Source organism: Mumia sp. ZJ430, from assembly GCF_011751845.1.
Lineage (GTDB): Bacteria > Actinomycetota > Actinomycetes > Propionibacteriales > Nocardioidaceae > Mumia.
The window spans coordinates 1,154,880-1,175,467 of sequence record NZ_JAAHFK010000001.1 but is presented as its reverse complement, the minus strand read 5'-3'; the positions used below and the strand labels follow the sequence as shown (position 1 = coordinate 1,175,467).

The 20,588-nt window shown below is 69.8% G+C and carries 23 protein-coding genes; 12 read left to right on the top strand and 11 right to left on the bottom strand.

The window, feature by feature from the left end; translation table 11 throughout:
* Window positions 1-7 precede the first annotated feature (7 nt).
* The 3 genes from HCT63_RS05690 to HCT63_RS05680 form a co-directional block, all read right to left on the bottom strand.
* On the bottom strand, window positions 8-571 hold the full coding sequence (locus HCT63_RS05690; protein WP_167001882.1) for a hypothetical protein: 564 nt from the start codon (window positions 569-571) through the stop codon (window positions 8-10).
* A 96-nt stretch (window positions 572-667) separates the two neighbouring features.
* Window positions 668-937: a hypothetical protein gene (locus tag HCT63_RS05685; protein WP_167001880.1), complete on the bottom strand. Its 270-nt coding sequence runs from the start codon at window positions 935-937 to the stop codon at window positions 668-670.
* Window positions 938-1,050: 113 nt separating this feature from the next.
* Window positions 1,051-1,917 (bottom strand): AraC family transcriptional regulator, encoded by an 867-nt coding sequence (locus HCT63_RS05680; protein ID WP_167001878.1) that lies wholly within the window; start codon window positions 1,915-1,917, stop codon window positions 1,051-1,053.
* A 665-nt stretch (window positions 1,918-2,582) separates the two neighbouring features.
* On the opposite strand from HCT63_RS05680, the gene HCT63_RS05675 reads away from it, so the two are divergent.
* Window positions 2,583-3,254, top strand: coding sequence for a PadR family transcriptional regulator (locus HCT63_RS05675; protein ID WP_167001876.1), 672 nt, complete (start codon window positions 2,583-2,585; stop codon window positions 3,252-3,254).
* Window positions 3,251-4,144 carry a hypothetical protein gene (locus tag HCT63_RS05670; RefSeq protein WP_167001874.1) on the top strand — a complete coding sequence of 298 codons (894 nt, stop codon included), beginning with the start codon at window positions 3,251-3,253 and terminating at the stop codon, window positions 4,142-4,144. Before HCT63_RS05675 ends, HCT63_RS05670 begins: the two co-directional genes overlap by 4 nt.
* Here the strand turns inward: HCT63_RS05670 and ychF are convergent.
* The 3 genes from ychF to HCT63_RS05655 are packed head-to-tail and all read right to left on the bottom strand — an operon-like array spanning window position 4,134 to window position 6,835.
* The gene (ychF, locus tag HCT63_RS05665) at window positions 4,134-5,210 is read right to left on the bottom strand and encodes a redox-regulated ATPase YchF (protein ID WP_167001872.1); all 1,077 of its coding nucleotides are present in this window, start codon (window positions 5,208-5,210) and stop codon (window positions 4,134-4,136) included. The genes HCT63_RS05670 and ychF overlap by 11 nt on opposite strands.
* 6 nt (window positions 5,211-5,216) lie before the next feature.
* The gene (locus HCT63_RS05660; protein ID WP_167001870.1) at window positions 5,217-5,834 is read right to left on the bottom strand and encodes a GNAT family N-acetyltransferase; all 618 of its coding nucleotides are present in this window, start codon (window positions 5,832-5,834) and stop codon (window positions 5,217-5,219) included.
* Window positions 5,831-6,835 (bottom strand): DUF5937 family protein, encoded by a 1,005-nt coding sequence (locus tag HCT63_RS05655; RefSeq protein WP_167001868.1) that lies wholly within the window; start codon window positions 6,833-6,835, stop codon window positions 5,831-5,833. The genes HCT63_RS05660 and HCT63_RS05655 overlap by 4 nt, the downstream gene beginning before the upstream one ends.
* Before the next feature lie 55 nt (window positions 6,836-6,890).
* On the opposite strand from HCT63_RS05655, the gene HCT63_RS05650 reads away from it, so the two are divergent.
* From HCT63_RS05650 to HCT63_RS05640, 3 genes are read left to right on the top strand one after another with little or no spacing between them, the layout of a single operon-like run.
* The gene (locus tag HCT63_RS05650) at window positions 6,891-8,177 is read left to right on the top strand and encodes an MFS transporter (RefSeq protein ID WP_167001866.1); all 1,287 of its coding nucleotides are present in this window, start codon (window positions 6,891-6,893) and stop codon (window positions 8,175-8,177) included.
* A complete protein-coding gene (locus HCT63_RS05645; RefSeq protein ID WP_167001864.1) occupies window positions 8,174-9,331 on the top strand; it encodes a DNA recombination protein RmuC in 1,158 nt (385 codons plus the stop codon). Before HCT63_RS05650 ends, HCT63_RS05645 begins: the two co-directional genes overlap by 4 nt.
* A 28-nt stretch (window positions 9,332-9,359) precedes the next feature.
* Window positions 9,360-9,824, top strand: coding sequence for a DUF6542 domain-containing protein (locus HCT63_RS05640; protein ID WP_167001862.1), 465 nt, complete (start codon window positions 9,360-9,362; stop codon window positions 9,822-9,824).
* A gap of 77 nt (window positions 9,825-9,901) precedes the next feature.
* On the opposite strand, the gene HCT63_RS05635 is transcribed toward HCT63_RS05640, so the two are convergent.
* The gene (locus HCT63_RS05635; protein WP_167001860.1) at window positions 9,902-10,285 is read right to left on the bottom strand and encodes an SHOCT domain-containing protein; all 384 of its coding nucleotides are present in this window, start codon (window positions 10,283-10,285) and stop codon (window positions 9,902-9,904) included.
* 103 nt (window positions 10,286-10,388) lie between these two features.
* On the bottom strand, window positions 10,389-12,908 hold the full coding sequence (locus HCT63_RS05630) for a bifunctional FO biosynthesis protein CofGH (RefSeq protein WP_167001858.1): 2,520 nt from the start codon (window positions 12,906-12,908) through the stop codon (window positions 10,389-10,391).
* An 87-nt stretch (window positions 12,909-12,995) separates the two neighbouring features.
* Between HCT63_RS05630 and npdG the strand changes: the two genes are divergently transcribed.
* A complete protein-coding gene (gene npdG / locus HCT63_RS05625; protein WP_167001856.1) occupies window positions 12,996-13,679 on the top strand; it encodes an NADPH-dependent F420 reductase in 684 nt (227 codons plus the stop codon).
* A 99-nt stretch (window positions 13,680-13,778) separates the two neighbouring features.
* On the opposite strand, the gene HCT63_RS05620 is transcribed toward npdG, so the two are convergent.
* Window positions 13,779-14,753: a 4-hydroxy-3-methylbut-2-enyl diphosphate reductase gene (locus tag HCT63_RS05620; RefSeq protein WP_167002397.1), complete on the bottom strand. Its 975-nt coding sequence runs from the start codon at window positions 14,751-14,753 to the stop codon at window positions 13,779-13,781.
* 106 nt (window positions 14,754-14,859) lie between these two features.
* On the opposite strand from HCT63_RS05620, the gene xseA reads away from it, so the two are divergent.
* Together xseA and HCT63_RS05610 are read left to right on the top strand one after the other, a co-directional pair.
* Window positions 14,860-16,113, top strand: coding sequence for an exodeoxyribonuclease VII large subunit (gene xseA / locus HCT63_RS05615; RefSeq protein ID WP_167001854.1), 1,254 nt, complete (start codon window positions 14,860-14,862; stop codon window positions 16,111-16,113).
* The gene (locus HCT63_RS05610) at window positions 16,110-16,364 is read left to right on the top strand and encodes an exodeoxyribonuclease VII small subunit (protein WP_167001852.1); all 255 of its coding nucleotides are present in this window, start codon (window positions 16,110-16,112) and stop codon (window positions 16,362-16,364) included. Before xseA ends, HCT63_RS05610 begins: the two co-directional genes overlap by 4 nt.
* 9 nt (window positions 16,365-16,373) lie before the next feature.
* Here HCT63_RS05610 and HCT63_RS05605 read toward each other — a convergent pair whose 3' ends face one another.
* Window positions 16,374-16,979 carry a DUF4245 domain-containing protein gene (locus tag HCT63_RS05605; protein ID WP_167001850.1) on the bottom strand — a complete coding sequence of 202 codons (606 nt, stop codon included), beginning with the start codon at window positions 16,977-16,979 and terminating at the stop codon, window positions 16,374-16,376.
* Between the two features lie 120 nt (window positions 16,980-17,099).
* On the opposite strand from HCT63_RS05605, the gene HCT63_RS05600 reads away from it, so the two are divergent.
* The 4 genes from HCT63_RS05600 to HCT63_RS05585 are packed head-to-tail and all read left to right on the top strand — an operon-like array spanning window position 17,100 to window position 20,105.
* On the top strand, window positions 17,100-17,498 hold the full coding sequence (locus HCT63_RS05600) for a TOBE domain-containing protein (RefSeq protein WP_167001848.1): 399 nt from the start codon (window positions 17,100-17,102) through the stop codon (window positions 17,496-17,498).
* Window positions 17,495-18,280, top strand: coding sequence for a molybdate ABC transporter substrate-binding protein (modA, locus tag HCT63_RS05595; protein ID WP_167001846.1), 786 nt, complete (start codon window positions 17,495-17,497; stop codon window positions 18,278-18,280). Before HCT63_RS05600 ends, modA begins: the two co-directional genes overlap by 4 nt.
* On the top strand, window positions 18,277-19,095 hold the full coding sequence (locus HCT63_RS05590) for an ABC transporter permease (RefSeq protein ID WP_208322275.1): 819 nt from the start codon (window positions 18,277-18,279) through the stop codon (window positions 19,093-19,095). The genes modA and HCT63_RS05590 overlap by 4 nt, the downstream gene beginning before the upstream one ends.
* A complete protein-coding gene (locus tag HCT63_RS05585) occupies window positions 19,092-20,105 on the top strand; it encodes an ATP-binding cassette domain-containing protein (protein ID WP_243842895.1) in 1,014 nt (337 codons plus the stop codon). The genes HCT63_RS05590 and HCT63_RS05585 overlap by 4 nt, the downstream gene beginning before the upstream one ends.
* 81 nt (window positions 20,106-20,186) lie before the next feature.
* On the opposite strand, the gene HCT63_RS05580 is transcribed toward HCT63_RS05585, so the two are convergent.
* Window positions 20,187-20,519 carry a hypothetical protein gene (locus HCT63_RS05580; RefSeq protein WP_167001842.1) on the bottom strand — a complete coding sequence of 111 codons (333 nt, stop codon included), beginning with the start codon at window positions 20,517-20,519 and terminating at the stop codon, window positions 20,187-20,189.
* Window positions 20,520-20,588: the final 69 nt, after the last annotated feature.

Here is a 20,588-nt window from a genome sequence, read left to right as displayed (position 1 = left end):
CTCGGAGTTACGTGTACGCCTCGGTGCCGGTGAACTCCCAGGAGCCGTTGCCGGGGCCGCAGTCGTCGACCCAGGTCGGCGCCGGCGGCGTCACCTTCTCGACGCAGTCCGGGACGGTGAGCGTGATCGTGTAGTCGGCGTACCCGTAAGCGGCGCTCACCACCCAGCCGTCCGGCAGGTCGTCGGCGAACACCGGCTCCGGGTCGGCAGTGGTCGACAGCAGGTCGGTGTCAGCCGGAAGCGTGATCGACGGCGGCGAGTACTGCCCTGGCCCCGTGCAGACCGCCTGCTGGACGGTCGGATTCACAGGAGTGACCTCCTGGTCGCACAGGTACGGGTCCTCGAGCGTGACGATCCGCGACGGCGCGGGGTCGAGCGACGCGTCCTCTCCCGCCGAGACGCCGCTTGCCTTCAGCTCGCGGAGCCGGTCCTCGTCGGCCTGCTTCTCGATGTCGTACGAGACGACCCGGTAGAGGGTCGGCGTGCAGGTCGAGGGGGCTCGGACGCCCCCGCGTAGACCTGACCTGAGCCGCCGAGCGCGGACTCGTCGACGCGCGTCATCTTCCACCACGCCTCGACCTTGTACGGCGCGAAGTCGGCGCGCGCCGGCGCTTCGGCGTGGGCTTGGGCGTCTCGCCCTCGACCTCCGGCTTGGCCTCGTTCTTCGTCACCGGCTTGGCCTGGTCTTTGTCTCAGGCTTGGCCTCGTCGTCCTTCGATGGCTCCGGCGACGGCTCAGGGGACGCGACGTCGTCGCCTCCGGACTCGTCGGGTGCCTCCGGCTCCTCGGCAGGCTCCTCAGCCTTCGGAGGGTCGGACGGCTCCGCCTGCTGCGCCGCAGCCTGTCCGTCGGTCTCCCTGTCTGCTGCTGCGGCCACGTTGACCTGAAGGCCGACTGCCAACACCCCTGACACACCGAGAACCAGAAGCTTCCTCATCCCAGACTCCCCCGTTTGCACACAACGTCCCCTGAGCGCATGCAGACGAGTGGGCGTTATGTCCGGGTTTTGTCGCAACCCGTCAGGCGGCAGGCCAGATCACGTGGACGCCCTCAGCGCGCGCGCTCGACGGGCAGCCAGAGCTCGCATGCGGCGTGGGTGCCCGTGAACTCGAGATAGCGCAGGATCGAGGGACCGGGACGCAATCGCCACGGGTTCGAAGGGAACCAGTCCGTCGCCGTCGCCGCCCACAGCTGCTGCAACGTCTCCGGGAAGGGCCCCTGCGAAGAGAACACAGCCCACGTCCCCGCCTCGAGCGCGATCACGTCGAGATCTTCTGGCACTGGCGTCGTGTCGGTGACCGCCACTCCGTGCAGGTACGTGAGGGGTGATCCTTCGGGTGCATCAGGATCGATGCCTTCGGTGACGGCCAAGATGCCTGCCGGCTCGCTGTTGGAGAGCGCCTTGAGTCGCGCGTGCTCCTCCGGGGCGAGACCCGCGATGTGCTCCTGGATGTGCGGGTTGACACCCTGGTGGAGGAGCGGGACCTGCGCCGCGTGTCCGGCGAGCGCGAAGGCAGGGCGAGTGGTGATGGTGACGTCCATGGGGACGCTCCCTTCTACGCTCAGACGGAATCTGAGCATGGGCTGGGTGCTGAGCGGACCACCACGTTCACGCGCGTCCGCGGGACTGATCCCGTGCACCGCGCGAAAGGCACGCCCAAACGCCTCGGCCGAGCCATAGCCGTACGCCACGGCGACGTCCAGCAGGCTGGGCGCACCGGAGACGAGGTCAGCCGCCGCACGCGTCATCCGCCGGCGGCGCGCGTACTCCGATAGGGGTATCTGCGCCAGCGCCGAGAACATTCGCCGAAGGTGATACTCCGTGGTGGCGTGCTCGCGGGCGAATGCCTCGACGTCGAGGGGCTCGCCCATATCGACCTCGACCAGGTCGATCAGGGAGTTGAGAGTGCCGATCATGTGGTCCTCCTTTCGACCACGATCCTCGCCCTGAGGGTCGGCATCCCACCCGACTTTCGCTGCCGCATCCGGTCAGACATTGAAACGGAACTTTGGACCGTTGACGGCAAACGATGGTGTGGCGCGGACTTCTTGCGGACCATCACGTGCGGACCAGCTGCCCGGGTCGCTGAGGTGGGCGCGAACGATGATCGACACAGGCCACAAACCACTCTCGAATCACTCCGCTCCGGCCCCGGCCCGGAGCGGATGGCAACAGGTCCGCAACAAGACATGGGCCTCGCCGCGACCGTGATGGCAGTGAACGGGCGCGCGACATCCCTCCACCCGACCATCCTGCACGATGAGATGACAGTGATGAGCCGCGCAGCCTGGATGGCAGGCGTGGTCATGATGGTCTCGAGGCGGACCATGTCGTGACGGCTCAGGGCGCGCACACGTTCTCGGCTCCTGAATTGGGATCCTCGCGCGGTCGGCATTGACCACGCATCCGCTGACGTCGCTGGCCACGCGGGCCAGGTCGCCCGCGGAGCTCCTTCGGGTACGGCTTCGTCACGGCGGAAACCCCTCCAGCCCAACTCACTGGTTAGGCCACTCGGCTGTCACCTCTCCGTGCAACAGCCCCCGTTTGCCGGCAATAGATGTATACGTCTATCGTTCCTCGTGTGCCGACGAACGCCCTCCACAGCAAGTTGTCGCTACCCGCCCTGGGGCTCCTCCTCGAGCAGGCGGACCACCCGTATGGGCTTACTTCGCGCCTCAACGACCGTTACCGACATCTCCACGCCTCCCGAAGCAGCATCACCACTCTCGCCAAGTCGCTGGCCGACGCTGACCTCGTCACGCCACGCTCGCCTGAACGTGTGGGAAACCGGCCGCCGCGGACGATCTATGACCTCACCGAGGCTGGCTTCACACACATGCGGCACCGAGTCGAGGAAACCATCCGCACCGCGCCCGCCATGGATGCCGACTTTGTCACCGCGCTCGCCTACATCGGCCTCCTCGGCAAGGAGCGAGCTGAGGACGCCCTCGATGAGAGAACCCGTCGGATCCGGCAGGAGATCGCCGATCTCAGTGACAGCCCCACCGATCTCGCCGAGATCAAAATGATCGAGGTCGAATACTGGCTGCGCATGCTCGCCTCGGAAGCGAGCTGGCTTGAACAGCTCCGCGACCGAATTGAATCTGCAGAAATCGAATGGATTGGAGACAAGCCCTCATGCAGTACGGCATCTATGTCGCCGGCCGCGCGGGCACAACCAGCGCAAAGCCGGATCGCCCCGAAAGAATCGCCTCGGCCGTCGACGACCTCACAGGCGGATCCCCGCACGTGATCCGCGAGTACATCCACTTCCTAGGTGCCGATCCAGACCCAGAAATCGTCCGTTCACTCGGTGCCGGAGATGAACTCGCTGGCCTCACCATGCCTGACCAGTGGTATCTCCAGAGCCGACGTGAGCTGGATCTTGTGGTCAGCTATCTCCCCTCGACTGAGGACATATCCGGATGGCTCGCGTTTCTCGATGCCGTTCTGCAGCGTTACGGACACATTGTCCGGTACCTCCAAGTGACCTTGGAACCGAACTTCCCCATCCCATTGATCGATGGGAGCTCGCCGGGAGTCATGGAAGCCCTCGTACAAGGACTCCCCCACGCAAAGCGGGCGGCACCCGCACACGTACAGGTCGGTTTCTCGGTCGCTGAGCCGGCCGATTGGCTGGGCGGCGACGACGAGTTCTGGCAGATGCTTGCGAACGTGCCTGCAGAACAGTTCGCCGACTACGTCGACTACGTCGGCCTCGGTCTCTACCCTGATGCCTTCTCGCCCATCCCGCCAGAAGCCGTTCCAGCTCTCACTGAGAATGCGGTACGACACCTTCGCCTGCACAGCCTCGCAGCAGCGAAGATTCCCCACCGGAAACCCATCCACATCGCGGAGTTCGGCTCACCGAGCGGAAACGGCCGAACTGCAGCTGCGCAAGCCCGGTCGATCACTCAGATGGTGGCGACGCTCGAGCACGTGGCAGAAGAACTCAACATCACGGTGTGCGAGTATTTTGGGCTCCGCGACGCGGACACGTCAGGCGGTCAAGCGGTCGGCACCCTTGGCCTGCTCGATGACGACTACATCCCCAAGGGTTCGTTCGACATCTATCGAGGCATTGTCAGAGCCGGAGCTACAGGCAGGGACCAGACGTTGGACCGGAACTCGCCTACACATTGAAACGAAACTCCACCACGTCGCCGTCGGCCATCACGTAGTCCTTGCCCTCCATACGGACCTTGCCCGCCGACTTCGCCGCACTCATCGAGCCGGCGGCGACGAGATCGTCGTACGACACGATCTCGGCCTTGATGAATCCGCGCTGGAAGTCGGTGTGGATGACGCCGGCCGCCTCGGGGGCGGTGGCACCCTTCTTGATGGTCCAAGCGCGAGCCTCCTTGGGCCCGGCGGTGAGGTACGTCTGCAGGCCGAGCGTCTCGAACCCGACCCGCGCAAGCACGTCGAGCCCGGGCTCGTCGATGCCCATCTCGGCGAGCATCTCGCGGGCCTCGTCGTCGTCACCGAGCTCGACCAGCTCGGCCTCGAACTTCGCGTCGAGGAAGACGGCCTCGGCGGGAGCGACGATGTCGCGCATCCGCTGCTTGAGCTCCTCGTCGGCGAGCTCGTCAGAATCGCAGTTGAAGACGAACAGCTGCGGCTTGGCCGAGAGCAGGTGCAGGTCGCGCAGCGGCGCCGGGTCGAGCCCCGCGGCGAACACGCCCGTGCCCGCCTCGAGATGGGTACGGGCCTCCCTGACGGCCTCCACGACCGGCACGAGCTCCTTGTCCTTCTTCGCGTCCTTCTCCATACGCGGGAGGGCGTTCTCGAGGGTCTGGAGGTCGGCGAGGATCAGCTCGGTGCGGATCGTCTCGATGTCGTCGCTCGGCGAGACCTTGCCGTCGACGTGAGTGACGTCGGGGTCACGGAACACACGCGTCACCTGGCAGATGGCGTCGGACTCGCGGATGTGGCTGAGGAACTTGTTGCCGAGACCCTCACCCTCCGACGCACCGCGGACAATGCCGGCGATGTCGACGAACTGCACGGTCGCGGGGATGATCTTCTCCGAGCCGAAGATCTTCGCCAGCTCGTCGAGCCGCGGGTCGGGAACACCGACCACGCCGACGTTGGGCTCGATCGTCGCGAACGGGTAGTTCGCCGCGAGGACGTCGTTCTTGGTCAGAGCGTTGAAGAGGGTCGACTTGCCCGCGTTGGGGAGTCCGACGATGCCGATGCTGAGTGCCACGAGGAACTAGCGTACGGGGCGCTCCCGACGGGCTCCCGTCCAGTGGTCGCGGGTCGTCTGGAAGAGCTGGCTGTCACCGTCGTACCAGGGGTCGTCACGCACGCCGAGATCCTCGAGGCCGAGCCGCCTCGCGATCGCGGCCGACCCTTTGTTGTCCGGGAACATGCCGCACCACACCAGATCGAGCAGTGGCCGGTCCGGTGCGGTGCCGTCGAGGTGCGCGTACGCCGCGTCGAGCAATCCGCGAGCACCCTCCGTGGCGTAGCCGCGACCGGTCGAGTCCGGATGGAGATGCCAGCCGACCTGCAGGTCGAGCGGCTCACTGTGGGGACACGGCGCGATCATCACCGTGCCCGCGACGACGCCGCTCTCGCGCACCTCTGCCGCGAGACCGACGCAGCGAGGGTCGGCCTCATGCAGGCGGTTGAGGTCGTCGATCCATGCTGCGGCCTCCACGAGTGAGGCCATCGGCGTGTACGGGGGGTCGCCGAGCCATCGGATCACGTCGAGCCTGCGGTGGATGTCGAGCACCCGCGGCGCGTCGCGGTGGCCATACGGGCGCAGCACGAGTCGCTCGGTCTGGATCGGGAGCGGCAGTGAGCTGGGCCTCGGCAGTTCGGTCATCCCTCGTTCGTACCACTCGGGACCGACATCCGTCCTCCCCCAGCGACGAGCGCATCCCCGAGCTCCGAGCGCAGGTAGAGCACCGACCTCCCGTGCCGCGCGCTCGTGAGCAGCCCGGCGCCGCGCATTGCCCGCAGGTGCTGGTTGACCGCAGGCGTGGTCACCCCGAGCCGCCCGGCCAGCTCCGTCGACGAGGCCGGCGACGCGAGCGCCGTGAGGAGGCCCGCGCGTGTCGCCCCGAGCAGGTCGGCGAGCACCCTTGACGAACGCCGCGCCTCCGCCTGCCAAAGTGTCCCCGCACCACGCACCCCGTACATGATCATCGGCGGCTCGTCCTTCCCGATCGGCACACTCGCGCCGCGGGTGAAAAGGCTCGGGACGAGGGTCAGTCCCTCACCACCCGTCGGGCGCCGGGTGCGCAGGGGCGAGTTCAGCCGCACCCGTACGACGTCGCCGTCGAGGGAGACGCGGTCGCTGATCCCTCCGAGCATCGCGCCGACGCCCTCCGTGGCCGCGACACGACCACGGTGCACGATGTCGGCCTGCAGGACGCCACGCATCCGTGGCCACCACGGGGCGAAGCAGGAGTCCCAGTACGCCTGCAGCGCACGCAGCATGCGGCGGCGGGCCGCCTCGAGGGACCCCCGCAACGGGTACGGAAGGCCCTCCGGATGGACCGCGCGGAGGTCGGCGCCCAGGCGCCCTTCCTCGACTCGCGCCAGCGCCTGCAGCTCGGTGTCGATGCGGGTCAGTGGACTGTCCGGCCGCGGGCTGAGAAAGTCCGGCGTCGACAAGGAGGCGTTGCTGAGCGCGCGAAGCATCGTCGTGTCGAGCCGGTCACGGGCGTCCTGCGTCTCGCGAAGCCACGGAAGGTGGACAGGGAAGCGGCCCGGTTCCCGGAACGTCCGCAGCGACAGGGCCAGCTCATTGATCGGCGAGATCGCGAAGCGGACATCGCCCAGATCCCTGCCGTTCAGCTCGTACTCGAGGAGGCCGACCATGAAGTCATATGCTATATCTCTTCGCACTCCCCGCGCGATCGGCGAGAACTGATCCGTGATCGAGACATTCTTCCCGCGCGACCGGGTCGCCCGGGCTCTCACTCTCAGCACGGCGGCACACTCCCTGTCGAGCGGCGTCTTCTACACCGTGAGCGCGCTCTACTTCACCCGCGTGATCGGTCTGGAGGCCACCACCGTCGGGCTCGGGCTCGGCATCGCCGGAGGCATCGGGGTCGGCGCCTCGTACGGAGGGGGCTGGTTGTCGGACCGGGTCGGCGCCCACCACGTGCAGTCGTGGGCGATGACGCTGAACGGCATGGCGATGCTCGCGTACACCTTCGCCGCGGACGCTCTCGCCTTCGTCCTCGTCGCCTGCGTCGCGGTCGGCACACGTTCGGCGCAGGGGACGGCGAAGCAGGCGATCATCGCGCGCTGGTACGTCGGACCCGAAAGGGTCGCCCTCCGGGCGCGGATGCGCGTCGTCACCAACGTGTGCATCGGACTCGGCACCGTCACCGCAGCGGCCGCGCTCGTCGTGGACACCTCAGCCGCGTACCGGGCCGCGATGCTCGCCGCGGGCATCCTCCTGCTCGTGGCGGCGGTCCCGGTCGTCCGGCTCCCGCGCGCCGTGCCCGCGCTCGCGCTCGCGGAGGCGATGCTCGCCCAGACCCCGCCGGTCGAGCCTGTCGAGACCACGCTCGTCCGCAGCCTGTCGCCGTGGCGCGACCGCACGTACGTGGCCAGCGTGGTCGCCAACGCCGTGGTCGCGATGCACTTCGGCCTCCAGACGATCGGCGTCCCGCTGTGGATCGCGACGACCGAGGCGCCGACCGCCATGGTCTCGGTGCTGCTCGTCCTCAACACGGTCGTGGTCGCGTCGCTCCAGGTAAGAGCGTCGCGAGGCACGCACGACGTGCGCAAAGCAGGAGTCGCCGTGCGGCGGGGGTCGTGGCTCCTCGCCGGGGCGTGCGTGGCGTACGCGCTGGCGGGCTACGGCGACGTCGTGACCGCGTGCGGCCTCCTCGTCGTGGCTGCTCTGGTCCACGGGCTGGGCGAGATCCTCGGTGAAGCCGGCGGGTGGGGCATGGCGTTCGAGCTCGCCGACCCGCGGCGTGCCGGCGCGTACCAGGGACTGACCCAGACCGGGTACGCCGTCGCGGCGATGGTGTCGCCGGTCCTCGTGACGGCGACGGCGATCGAGCACGGCACGGTCGGGTGGGTCGTGCTCGGGGCGCTCTTCGCGGCGGCCGGGACGGCGGCGGCGTGGGTGGCCCGACACGCCGCGACGCGCGGGGCGCACTCCCGAGAAGTGTCAGTCGCCGCTGACAACCTGACCGCATGACCTTGCTCCTCGTCGCGCTTCTCGCCCTGGTCGCTGGACTCGCCGTCGGACTGGTCCTCGGCAGCGGCCTGCTGCGCCGCCAGGGCGCGACCGCGACCGACCACGCGCAGCTCTCGGCGCACGTCGCCGAGCGGGCCGTCGGGCCGGTCAAAGAGAGCCTCGACCGCTTCGACACGCGCCTGCGCGAGATCGAGGAGGGGCGTGTCTCGTGGCAGAGCCAGCTGCGCGAGCAGGTCGAGCAGGTCCGTACGACCAGCGAGTCGCTGCGGCGCGAGACCGCCTCGCTGTCCACCGCGCTGCGCAAGCCACAGGTGCGTGGCCGGTGGGGCGAGATGCACCTCCAGCGCGCCGCCGAGCTCGCCGGCATGGTCGACCGCGTCGACTTCGACCTGCAGGCGACGGTCCGTGACAGCGGAGCCGCGCTACGCCCCGACATGGTGGTGCACCTCGCCGGCGACAAGCATGTCGTGGTCGACTCCAAGGTCCCGCTCGACGCCTTCCTCGATGCGACCGAGGCCGACGACGAGGACGAGTACGCCGCCCATCTGCGACGACATGCGCGCCAGCTCCGGACGCATGTCGACGGGCTCGCTGCCAAGGCCTACTGGCGCCAGTTCCCCACCGCGCCCGAGTTCGTGGTGCTCTTCGTGCCGGGCGAGGCGTTCCTGTCGGCCGCACTCGACGCCGACCCGTCGGTGCTGGAGGACGCCGCCGCGAAGCGCGTCGTCCTCGCGACCCCCACCACGCTGATCGCGCTGCTGCGGACGGTCGGCTACGCCTGGACCCAGGCGCAGCTCGCCGACCAGGCCCGCGAGGTCCACACGCTCGCCCGTGAGCTGTACGAGCGCCTCGGCACGCTCGGCAAGCACTTCGGCAAGGTCGGTCGCAGCCTCGACGCCGCCGTCGGCGCCTACAACGGCGCGGTCGGCTCGCTCGAGACCCGTGTCCTGGTCACCGCACGGCGGATGTCCGAGATGCACGCCCCCGACACCGAGCTCGACGCGCCTGCGCCGGTGGAGACGCGCGCCCGTGCACTGCAGGCTCCCGAGCTCGAGCCGGCGCCTGCCGACCCCCTCGTCGAGGCGCTGCTGTCGGCCGAGGAGGCTCGCTCCGACGGCTCGAGCAGCCCGCACACGGCGCGCCGTACAGGCTGATCGTGCCCTGACGCCCTAGCGTGGGTGCGTGCAGCAGTGGGCCAGGCTCTCACGTGGGCCGCAACGGTCGAAGCCGCGCCACCGCAGGGCGTGGACGGCCCGTGCCGCCGAGGCGGACCTGACCGCACGAGGCATCGCTCTCGTCGCGGTCACCCTTGCGTTCTCCACAGCCTGGCTCGAGATCGCGACGACCGGCCGGCTCGGCTGGTTCTTCGACACGATGTTCGTCCTGGTGTCGGCAACCAACGCGCTGGCCGCCGCACGGAGCGCCCTGTATGCGCCGATGGTCGTCCCGCCGATCGCGCTGCTCGCGGTGCTGCTCGTCGTCGCGATCGCCCGGCCGTCGGCGATCGACGAGCCCGGCACGCCCCCCGACGCCTCGGTCGTCCAGATGATCGTGGTCGCCCTCGCCCATCACGCGATCGCGCTCGTCGTCGCCTTCGGACTGTCGCTCGGCGCCGTGATGTGGCGCAGCTCCGTCCCGGCACGCTGACCTCCGGACGCACACCGGGACGTCATACGTATGGGGGGTCGGAACCCCCCATACGTATGACGTCCCGGTGGGAGCGGTCAGCCGGCGAGCGCCTTCGCCTTCAGGTGGTCGAACTCCGCCTGCGTGATGGTGCCGGCGTCAAGGAGCGCCTTCGCCGTCTCGATCTGGTGCGCAGGGCTCGCATGCCCCGCAGTCTGCTGGATGTACTGATCCGTCTCCGCCTTGGCCGCCCGCATCGACGCGATCTGCCGCTCGGCCATGCCGCCGCCGCGCGCGATGAGGTACACGAGCGCCGTCAAGAACGGGAAGATGATCAAGAAGATCACCCACACCGCCTTCCACCACCCGCTGAGGTCACGGTCGCGGAAGAGGTCAGTCAGGATCTGGAAGAGCAGGATCAGGTACGCCACGAAGACGAAGCTCCACACGAGGAGCCAGAAGAAGTCCCAGAAATCGTCCATTGGGGTGCCTTTCCGCAAGTCATCGGCCGGCGCACACTGCGCCAGCCGGATCAACTCTCACGCGCCGCGCGACACCCGGCATCGCCCGCGCGGGGTGATTCGGTCAGGCCACCCGCTGGTGCACGTAGTCCGTACGACGCTCACGCACCGGACGCCCGATCCCTTCGGCGATCACTCGCAACTCCTCGACGGTCTTCGCCGAGCCGTGCTGCGACCCGGCCATCCGGCTGATCGTCTCCTCCATCAACGTGCCGCCGAGGTCGTTCGCACCGCCCTGCAGCATCGCGCGCGTCCCCTCGGTGCCGAGCTTGACCCACGACGTCTGGATGTTGTCGATCCGTCCGTGCAGCATGATCCGGGCGAGTGCGTGCACGGCCCGGTTGTCGCGCATGGACGGTCCGGGGCGGGCGACGCCCGCGAGATAGATCGGCGCGTTCGTGTGGATGAACGGGAGTGCGACGAACTCGGTGAAGCCGCCCGTACGGTCCTGCACCTCGGAGAGCGTCCGCAGATGCCCGACCCAGTGGCGCGGGTTGTCCACGTGGCCGTACATCATCGTCGAGCTCGACCGGATCCCGAGCGAGTGCGCCGTCTCGACGACCTCGATCCACTGCGCGGCGGGCAGCTTGCCCTTGGTGAGCACCCAGCGCACGTCGTCGTCGAGGATCTCGGCGGCGGTCCCCGGGATGGTGTCGAGGCCTGCTTCGTGCAGCTCGGTCAGCCAGTCGCGGATCGAGCGCCCGGCCTTCGCCGACGCGGTCACGACCTCCATCGGGCTGAACGCGTGGACATGGATGCCGGGCGACGCCGCCTTCACGGCACGCACGATGTCGGCGTAGGCCGAGGGGCCGAGGTCGGGTGAGATGCCGCCCTGCAGGCAGACCTCGGTCGCGCCGAGCTCGACCGCCTCACGGACGCGGTCGCCGATCTGGTCAAGCGAGAGCGTGTAGGCGTCGGCGTCGGACTTGCGCTGCGCGAACGCGCAGAACCGGCACCCGACGTAGCAGACGTTGGTGAAGTTGATGTTCCTGTTGACGACGTACGTGACGTCGTCACCGACCGCGTCGCGCCGCAGGTCGTCGGCGAGACGGCAGACCGCGTCGAGCGCCGGGCCCTCGGCGGTCATCAGCGCGAGGTAGTCGGCGTCGGACAACCCGCCCGGCGTCGCCTCTGCCCGCGACAGCGCCGTCCGGACGTCGGCGTCGAGCCGCGCGGGGACGGACGGGAGCCCGACTGGTACGGAGGTGCGCGAGGCGTGCTCGCGTACCTCGTCCCAGTCGCCGTAGACCCCCGCGAAGTCGCTGCGCCGGTCCGCGCTGCGCCCGACGGTGTCGACCTCAGTGTGCAGCTCCGTACGACCGGCGGCCTCCATCGGGGTCTCGGGCTCCTGCCACGGGCGCCCGACCACCGGCGCGTCGGCGGCGGCGAGGCCGTCGGGTGCGGCCAGCGCAGACACGTGCGGCGCCAGCCGGGTGTCGAACCACGGCCGCTCCCCCGACAACGTCTCGCGGACGAAGCGCGGGTGCGCGGTCAGCCGCTCGGACAGCTGCAGCCCGGACTCGGCGGTCCAGCGAGCGAGGTCGTCGATCTGCGGCCAGGGACGCTCGGGGTTCACGTGGTCCGGCGTGACCGGCGAGACCCCGCCCCAGTCGTCGACGCCAGCCGCGAGCAGCGGTGCGATCGAGGCTGGGTCGGACAGGTTCGGCGGCGCCTGGATCGTCACCGACGGGCCGAGGACGATCCGCGCGGTAGCGAGCGTCGCGAGGTACTCCTCGACGCCCAGGTCAGGCTCGTTGCGCATCGCCGTGTCGTCCTTGGCGCGGAAGTTCTGGACGATCACCTCCTGCACCGAGCCGTACGTCCGCGCGATCCGGCGCAGCTCGAACAGCGCGTCGACACGCTCGGACACGGTCTCGCCGATCCCGACGAGGATGCCGGTGGTGAACGGGATGCCGATGCGCCCGGCGTCCTCGAGCACGCGGATCCGCAGCGCCGGGTCCTTGTCGGGGGAGGCATAGTGCGGACCGCCCGGCTCCGACCACAGGCGCGTCGCCGTCGTCTCGAGCATCATGCCCATCGACGGCGCGACCGGCCGCAGCCGCTGCAGCTCCGCCCACGACATCACGCCAGGGTTGAGGTGCGGCAGGAGGCCCGTCTCCTCGAGCACACGGATCGCCATCGCCCGCACGTACGACAGCGTGTCGTCGTAGCCGTGCTCGTGGAGCCACTCCTCGGCCTGGGGCCAGCGGTCCTCCGGACGGTCGCCGAGCGTGAACAAGGCCTCTTTGCACCCCTGAGCCGCGCCCTGCGCCGCGATCGCGACGATCTGGTCCGGTGATAGGAAAGGCGCGTCGACGCGGTTCGGCGTCGTCGCGAACGTGCAGTAGTGGCAGCGGTCTCGGCACAGCCGGGTGACGGGGATGAAGACCTTGCGGGAGTACGTGACGACGCCGGGCCGGCCTGCGGCCTCCATCGCCGCGTCCCGCACGCGGGTGGCGACGGCGGACAGGCGGACGAGGTCGTCGCCTCGCGCCGACGCCAGCGCCAGCGCCTCGTCGTGGTCGAGGGACTTCCCGGCCTCTGCGCGGGCCAGCGCCCGTCGGATCTCGCGATCGCTCGTCATGATCGCCTCATCGTAATCCCGTTCCGTCACGCGTGAGACGATGCGTCCTGCCATGGAAGGCAGCACTCAGTCTGAGCGAAGGACACCATGACTCACACCATCGCCGTCGTCGGAGGAACCGGGCCCCAGGGTCGCGGACTCGCCTACCGCTTCGCCCTCGCGGGCCACACCGTCGTCATCGGATCGCGCTCGGCCGAGCGCGCCGGCGAGAAGGCCGAGGAGATCGCGGCACGCGTCGCCGAGAACGGTGGCACCGGCACGCTGTCCGGCGCGACCAACACCGACGCCGCCGCCGGGGCGGACATCGTGCTGCTCGCCGTGCCGTGGGACGGCTACGTCGAGCTCGTCGCCGATCTCGCTCCGGTCCTCGACGGCAAGACGGTGATCAGCTGCGTGAACCCCCTCGCGTTCGACGCCGCCGGCCCGTACGGTCTGACGCTGCCGGAGTCCGCTGCTGAGCTCACGCAGGCCGCGGTCCCGAGCGCGAAGGTCGTCGGCGCGTTCCACCACGTGGCCGCACTGTCGCTGTGGAAGACGCCGGAGCCGCTGTCGCACGAGGACGTGCTCGTGTGCGGGGACGACGCGGAGTCGAAGGACCTCGTCGCCGACCTCGCCCGTACGGTCAGCGGCCTGCGCGGCATCGACGCCGGCGCCCTGCGGATCGCACGCCAGCTCGAGCCCTTCACGGCCGTGCTGATCAACGTGAACAAGCGCTACAAGGTCCGCTCGGGCCTGCACCTGGCGGGCCTGCCCGAGGACGCCCGCGCCTGAGCCTGGTCCCGTCCCGTCCGCGATTCGGGCAGTTTCCCTCTGCTTCGGCGCACGCGATCGGTGGGAAAGTGCCCGAATCGCGGACGGGACGGAGCTGCGTCAGACGGGCTGGCCGGCCTTGCGCAGGTCGCGGCGCAGCTCCGGCGGAAGCGCGAAGATCAGGCTCTCCTCGGCGGTGTGCACCGCGGTCGCGGGTGGGAAGCCGCGCTCGTTGAGGAACGCGATCACGCCCTGCACCAGCTCCTCGGGCACCGACGCGCCGGAGGTGACGCCGACCTTGTCGACACCCTCGAGCCACTCCTCGCGGATCTCGCTCACGTCGTCGACCCGGTACGAGGCCTTGGCTCCGGCCTCGAGCGCGACCTCGACGAGGCGTACGGAGTTCGACGAGTTGGCCGAGCCGACGACGATCATCAGGTCGGCGCCCTCGGAGATCTCCTTGACCGCGAGCTGGCGGTTCTGGGTGGCGTAGCAGATGTCGTCGCTCGGCGGGTCCTCCAGCTGCGGGAACTTCGCGCGCAGCGCATCGACGATCGCCATCGTCTCGTCCACGCTGAGCGTGGTCTGCGACAGCCAGGAGAGCTTGGTGTCCGCAGGGAACGACAGCGCCTCGACATCGGCGACGGTCTCGACGAGCGTGATCGCCTCGGGTGCCTCGCCGTGGGTGCCTTCGACCTCCTCGTGACCGGCATGCCCGATCAGCAGGATGCGGTAGTCCTCACGGGCGAACCGCTTCGCCTCGTGGTGCACCTTGGTCACCAGCGGGCAGGTCGCGTCGATGGTCTTGAGTCCGCGGGCGGAAGCGTCGTCGTGGACGGCCGGCGAGACGCCGTGCGCCGAGAACACGACCGTGGCGCCGGTCGGCACCTCGTCGAGCTCCTCGACGAAGACGGCGCCGCGGTGCTCGAGGGTCTGCACGACGTGCTTGTTGTGGACGATCTGCTTGCGGACGTAGACGGGCGCCCCGTACAGGTCGAGCGCCTTCTCGACCGTGATGACGGCGCGGTCGACGCCTGCACAGTAGCCGCGTGGCGCGGCGAGCAGGAGATCGCGGTCCGCGCCGAGCGCGGGCATGCCGAGTGTCACGGTGTCCGAAGCCATGCCCCCATCGTAGGGGAGTCCTCCACAGCTCCTGGCGCCGTCGCCGCTTGCTGTCTGCCGATGCGCCTAGGGTTGCTGCATGGCCCTCGAGACCACCCCTGACTCACCCGCGCCGCTGCGCGTGATCTCCCAGCTGATGGGCGACTACATCGCACGGCTCGGCGCCCAGTGGATCGAGGGCGAGATCGCTCAGCTCACCCGTCGCCAAGGGGTGTGCTTCCTGACCCTGCGCGACCTCGATGCCAAGATCTCGATGTCGGTGACCTGCCGCCGGATCGTCCTCGACCGCTCCGCCACGCCGATCACGGAGGGCGCGCGGGTCGTCGTCCACGCCAAGCCCGACTTCTATCCCGCCAACGGCACCTTGTCGCTCAACGCGCGCGAGATCCGCCCCGTCGGCATGGGCGAGCTGCTGGCCCGCATCGAGCAGCGTCGCCAGCTGCTCGCCGCCGAGGGCCTGTTCGACGCCGCACGCAAGCGGCCGCTGCCGTTCCTCCCGCACCGCATCGGCCTGATCACGGGCAAGGGCTCGGCAGCCGAGCGCGACATCCTCGAGAACGCACGCCTGCGCTGGCCCGGTGTGGAGTTCGAGATCTCGTACGCGCTCATGCAGGGCAACTCGTCCGCCGCTCAGGTCATCACCGCGCTGCGCGCGCTCGACGCCGACGAGTCGGTGGACGTCATCATCGTCGCCCGCGGCGGCGGCTCCGTCGAGGACCTCCTGCCGTTTTCAGACGAGGGCCTCGTGCGCGCCGTCGCCGCCGCCCGTACGCCGGTGGTGAGCGCGATCGGCCACGAGCCCGACGTGCCCCTCCTCGACCACGTCGCCGACGTCCGTGCGTCCACGCCCACCGACGCGGCGAAGCGGGTCGTCCCGGCCGTCGCCGACGAGCTCCAGCACCTGACCCAGCTGCGCCGCCGCGCCTGGTACGCGGTCGACCAGCGCCTCGGGCGCGAACAGCACCGGCTCGACGCGGTCCGGAGCCGGCCGTCGCTGGCCCGACCCGCGACGCTGATCGACGAGCAGACCGCCCGCGTCGACGAGCTTCTGGGGCGGGCACGCCGGTCGCTCGGCCACCGGCTCGACCTCGCGCACCACGACGCCGCCGCGCAGCTCGCCCGGGTGCGCGCACTGTCGCCGCTGCGGACGCTCGAGCGTGGCTACGCGGTCGCACAAACCGCTGACGGCACCGTCATCACGTCGATCGACCAGCTTTCCCCCGATGCCGAGGTGTCCCTGCGGGTGGTCGACGGCCACGCCACCCTCCGTACGCTCTCTACCGCCCCTTCACCGCACGCCGACCTCACCGATGACGACGAGGAGTCCCGATGACCGAGCCGAGCGACGACGCCACCGCGTCGACCCCGGAGATCCCGTACGAGCAGGCACGCGAGGAGCTCGCCGAGGTCGTCTCCAGGCTCGAGGCCGGCGGGACGACGCTCGAGGAGTCGCTCACGCTGTGGGAGCGCGGCGAAGAGCTGGCCGCGATCTGCCAGCAGTGGCTCGACGGCGCGCGGGCGCGCCTGCAGCGCGCTCAGGAGAAGGCGGCGCAGCGCGGTGACTCGGGAGCCGCCGCGCAGTGAGTCGAGGGGCTACTCGGAGGAGAGGAGCCCCATGAAACGCTCGATGTCCTCGCGGGGGGCGGGCCCGGTGACGAGCACCGTCATCTCCCCCTCCTCGCGGACGAAGGTGGTCTCGCCGCCGCCGGTCCACAGCTGCCAGGTCTTGCCGGCGACCTCGACGTCCGCACGCTGCTCGACGCCGGGCGCATAGGCCTCGATCATCCGCGGCGCGGAGTCGAGCGCCTGCTCGAGGCCGATGTAGCGGTCGTCCTCGGTGAGAACCCCCAGGTGCCACCGCCCGGACTCGCCAGGCTTGAACGTGACGCCGTTCGCACGCCACCCGTCAGGAAGCGAGGTGGGCGAATACACCGGGTACGGAGCCGTCTGACGTACATCCTCGACGGTCTGCTCGTACGCGACCGGCGGCCGCTCGTCGGGCGTGTTGCCCCAGAAGAACTGCCCAGCCAGGTACAGCCCGACCACGATCACCGCCAAGACACCCATCGAGCGGGCGATGTCGGCGAACGCCGGGTTGCCGTACGTCGACCGCGGCTTCGCGGGGGCCTGGTCCGGCTCCGGCGTCGGCTGCTCCTGCGTCGGCTGCCCGGGCGTCGGGGAAGGATCGGTGCTGCTCACCCGGCCATTCTCCCAGGCGCCCCCAGGCAACCGAACCACCCACTCGCCAATACTCCGCACACACGAGCCGAATCTCCTCATCTACTCCGCATATGCGGTCATTTCTGCTAGTCTGCCGCCGTGCCTGCGTATCGCTATTCCGAGGCCGCCGAGCTCCTCGGCGTCAGCGACGACACGGTCCGTCGCTGGGCCGACCAGGGGCGGTTCGCCCCGACGCGGCTCGCGAACGGCGCCGCAGCAGTGGAGGGACGTGACCTCGCCACACTCGCCGTCGAGCTCGCCGACGCCCCCGCGGACCCCGAGCGCAGCCAGGTCCGCAGCACCCGCAACCAGCTGCGCGGCATCGTGACCCGGGTCGTCGCCGACACGGTGATGGCGCAGGTCGAGCTGTGCTGCGGGCCTTACCGGATCGTCTCCCTCATCAGCGCCGAGGCCGTGAGCGACCTCGGCCTCGAGGTCGGGGTCGTCGCGTTCGCCGGCGTGAAGGCCACGAACGTCACCCTGGAGGTCACCCCGTGAACCGTTCGCCGTTCCGTACGGGCGCGGGCCTCGCGCTCGCCGCAGCCGCCACCTCCCTCGTCCTCGCCGGCTGCGGGGGCGCCGACAAGGACGAGCGCGGCGCGGCGCGGGACCGTACGCTCACCGTCCTCGCAGCCGCCTCGCTGACCGAGGCCTTCGACGACCTGGAGACGGTATTCGAGCAGCAGCACGACGGGGTGGACGTCCGGCTGACGTACGACTCCTCGGCCGTGCTCGCGGAGCAGGTGATCCAGGGCGCACCCGCCGACGTCCTCGCGACCGCCGACGAGACGACGATGCGCAAGGTCGTCGAGGCGGACGCCGCCGACGGTGACCCCGTGCTCTTCGCGAGCAACACCCTCGTCATCGCGACCCCGCCCGACAACCCCGGCAAGGTCCGCGGCGTTCAGGATCTGGGCCGCGCCACGTTCGCCGTGTGCGTGCCGCAATCACCGTGCGGCGACGCCGCGCAGCGCCTGCTCGCCCTCGACGGCAACACCGCGAAGCCGACGACCGAGGAGCAGAACGTGAAAGGCGTCCTCACCAAGGTGACGCTCGGCGAGGTCGACGCCGGGCTGGTCTACCGCTCCGACGCGCAGGCGGCCGGCGACGACGTCGAGACGGTTGAGGCGGAGAATGCCTCGGAGGTCGTCAACGTCGATCCGATCGTCGTCCTCGTCGATTCCCAGGGCGCCGACCTCGGTCGCGACTGGGTCGACCTCGTCACGAGCAAGCAGGGGCAGAAGGTCCTCGCGCAGCACGGGTTCGGGCCAGCCGCGTGACCAGTCGGGGCGCTCCCGCCCTCGGACGGGTGCCGGTCACGCTTGTCATCCCGTCCGTCGTCGGCCTCCTCCTCCTGCTGCTCCCGCTCGGCGGGCTGCTGCTGCGTGCTCCGTGGGGCACGTTCCTGGAGCGGCTCGGCAAGCCGGAGATCCTCGACGCGCTCCGGCTGAGCCTGGTCACGTCGACGGTCGCCACCGCCGTGTGCCTTGTGCTCGGGGTGCCTCTGGCCTGGGTGCTCGCCCGTACGGAGTTCCGCGGGCGCAGCGTCGTCCGGGCGCTCGTGAACGTGCCGCTGGTCCTCCCGCCGGTGGTCGGCGGCGTGGCCCTGCTGATGGTGTTCGGGCGGCGGGGTGTCGTCGGGCAGTGGCTCGATGAGGCCTTCGGCGTCACGATCCCGTTCACCACGGTGGCGGTCGTCCTCGCCCAGTCGTTCGTCGCACTCCCCTTCCTCGTGATGAGCGTCGAAGGCGCGCTGCGGACCGCGGGCCACCGGTACGACGAGGTCGCCGCGACGCTCGGCGCCCACCGTCTCGTCACGTTCTGGCGGATCACCCTGCCTCTCGCCGCACCCGGGATCGCCGCGGGTGCCGCCCTGGCGTGGGCACGAGCGCTCGGCGAGTTCGGGGCGACGATCACGTTCGCCGGGAGCGTGCCGGGCGTGACACGGACGATGCCGTTGCAGATCTACGGCGCGATGCAGTCCGATGCCGACACGGCCATCATGCTGAGCGTGATCCTGCTGGCGATCAGCGTCGCGGTCCTCGTGGCGCTGCGCTCGTCGTGGACCGGCCGCGCATGGGCGGGGCAGGCGTGACTGGGCTCGACGCGAGGCTGCGGCTGCGTCGTGGGACGTTCGACGCCGAGGTCGCCTTCGCGGTGCCGCCCGCCGAGGTCCTCGCGCTGGTGGGCCCGAACGGCGCCGGCAAGAGCACGCTGCTGCGCGCTCTCGCCGGGCTCACACCGCTCGACGAGGGCCACGTCGTCCTCGGCGGCGCCGTCCTGGAGGACACGGCGTCGGGTGTCCGGACGCCGACTCCCCAGCGTGACCTGACGATGGTGTTTCAGGACCCGCTGCTGTTCCCGCACCTGTCGGTCCGCGACAACGTGGCGTTCGGCCTTCGCCACCACGTGGGCGCCGCCTCGGTGTCGCGTACGCGGCGTGGCCGCGCTGCCCGGGAGCGCGCCGACGAGATCCTGACCCGTACGGGGCTTGCCGACCTGGCCGCTCGCAAGGCGGCCCGGTTGTCCGGCGGTCAACGCCAGCGGATCGCGATCGTACGGGCGCTCGCCTGTGATCCCGCCCTGCTACTCCTCGATGAGCCGACGTCCGCGCTCGACGTCTCGGTGACGACGGAGGTGCGGGCGTTCCTACGCCAGCACGTGCGCGACTTCGGCGGCGTCACGGTGCTGGTCTCGCACGACCCGCTCGACGCGTTCGTGCTCGCGGACCGGGTGGCGGTCATCGAGGAGGGCCGGCTCACCCAGGCCGGCACGCCCGACGAGATCTCCCGCAGGCCCCGTACGGACTACGTCGCGCACCTGATGGGACGCAACCTGATGCGCGACGGCGACACGTACCGGACCTTCAGCCCGACCGCGGTCACGCTCTTCCGCGAAGAGCCCGTCACGTCCGCGCGCAACCTCTGGCAGCTGCGGATCGTGAGCCTCGTCCCGCACGGCGACGCCGTCCGCGTGCACCTACGCGGGGCGGTGCCTCTGGTCGCCGACGTGACCCGCGAGGCCGTCGCCGCGCTCGACCTGCACGAGGGCGTCTCCGTATGGGCGAGCGTCAAGGAGACCGAGGTGACGACGTTCGAGGACTGACGCCGCGAAATCCGCACCGCGCGCCCGCACTTTGCGTTGGCCCGGGCGCGATCGACGAGGTTGGTGAGCGTTTCCCTGCATCTACGCGTCGATCTGATCATCATTCGCGCCGTTCCGTTCCAGGCGCACGCTAACCGAATGACGCGCCTTCCTGGCGATCGCCAAGACCGCGAAGAGCGGGGAGGCTGCAGATAGAGCGACAAATAGACCCGTGATCTGCTTCGATTCGGGAAGCAGAGCCAGGGCAGTGAGCGATGCACCGAAGATCGCAATGAGGATTCCGATGACCGCCAGCGTCGGCCGCCAGCCATCCGGCATCCGGCGATCGAACCACCGCCAAAAGACATGGCCGAATATCCCGCCGGCCAGAGCAGTCGCAACCCAAGGCGCGGATTCGAGAATTAACGACCACATATCGGAAACCCTCTCCTGAAGAGGAAAGCCTTCGAATTCAGTCGCTTCAAATCGCGTACAGCGCCTGGC

Coding starts and splice junctions, on each gene's coding strand:
- HCT63_RS05680 (WP_167001878.1), bottom strand. CDS start 1,917: ATGATCGGCACTCTCAACTCCCTGATCGACCTGGTCGAGGTCGATATG.
- HCT63_RS05685 (WP_167001880.1), bottom strand. CDS start 937: ATGAGGAAGCTTCTGGTTCTCGGTGTGTCAGGGGTGTTGGCAGTCGGC.
- HCT63_RS05655 (WP_167001868.1), bottom strand. CDS start 6,835: ATGGTCGGCCTCCTCGAGTACGAGCTGAACGGCAGGGATCTGGGCGAT.
- HCT63_RS05580 (WP_167001842.1), bottom strand. CDS start 20,519: ATGTGGTCGTTAATTCTCGAATCCGCGCCTTGGGTTGCGACTGCTCTG.
- HCT63_RS05635 (WP_167001860.1), bottom strand. CDS start 10,285: ATGGACGATTTCTGGGACTTCTTCTGGCTCCTCGTGTGGAGCTTCGTC.
- HCT63_RS05630 (WP_167001858.1), bottom strand. CDS start 12,908: ATGACGAGCGATCGCGAGATCCGACGGGCGCTGGCCCGCGCAGAGGCC.
- xseA (WP_167001854.1), top strand. CDS start 14,860: ATGGCCCTCGAGACCACCCCTGACTCACCCGCGCCGCTGCGCGTGATC.
- npdG (WP_167001856.1), top strand. CDS start 12,996: ATGACTCACACCATCGCCGTCGTCGGAGGAACCGGGCCCCAGGGTCGC.
- HCT63_RS05660 (WP_167001870.1), bottom strand. CDS start 5,834: ATGACCGAACTGCCGAGGCCCAGCTCACTGCCGCTCCCGATCCAGACC.
- HCT63_RS05610 (WP_167001852.1), top strand. CDS start 16,110: ATGACCGAGCCGAGCGACGACGCCACCGCGTCGACCCCGGAGATCCCG.
- HCT63_RS05620 (WP_167002397.1), bottom strand. CDS start 14,753: ATGCCCGCGCTCGGCGCGGACCGCGATCTCCTGCTCGCCGCGCCACGC.
- HCT63_RS05645 (WP_167001864.1), top strand. CDS start 8,174: ATGACCTTGCTCCTCGTCGCGCTTCTCGCCCTGGTCGCTGGACTCGCC.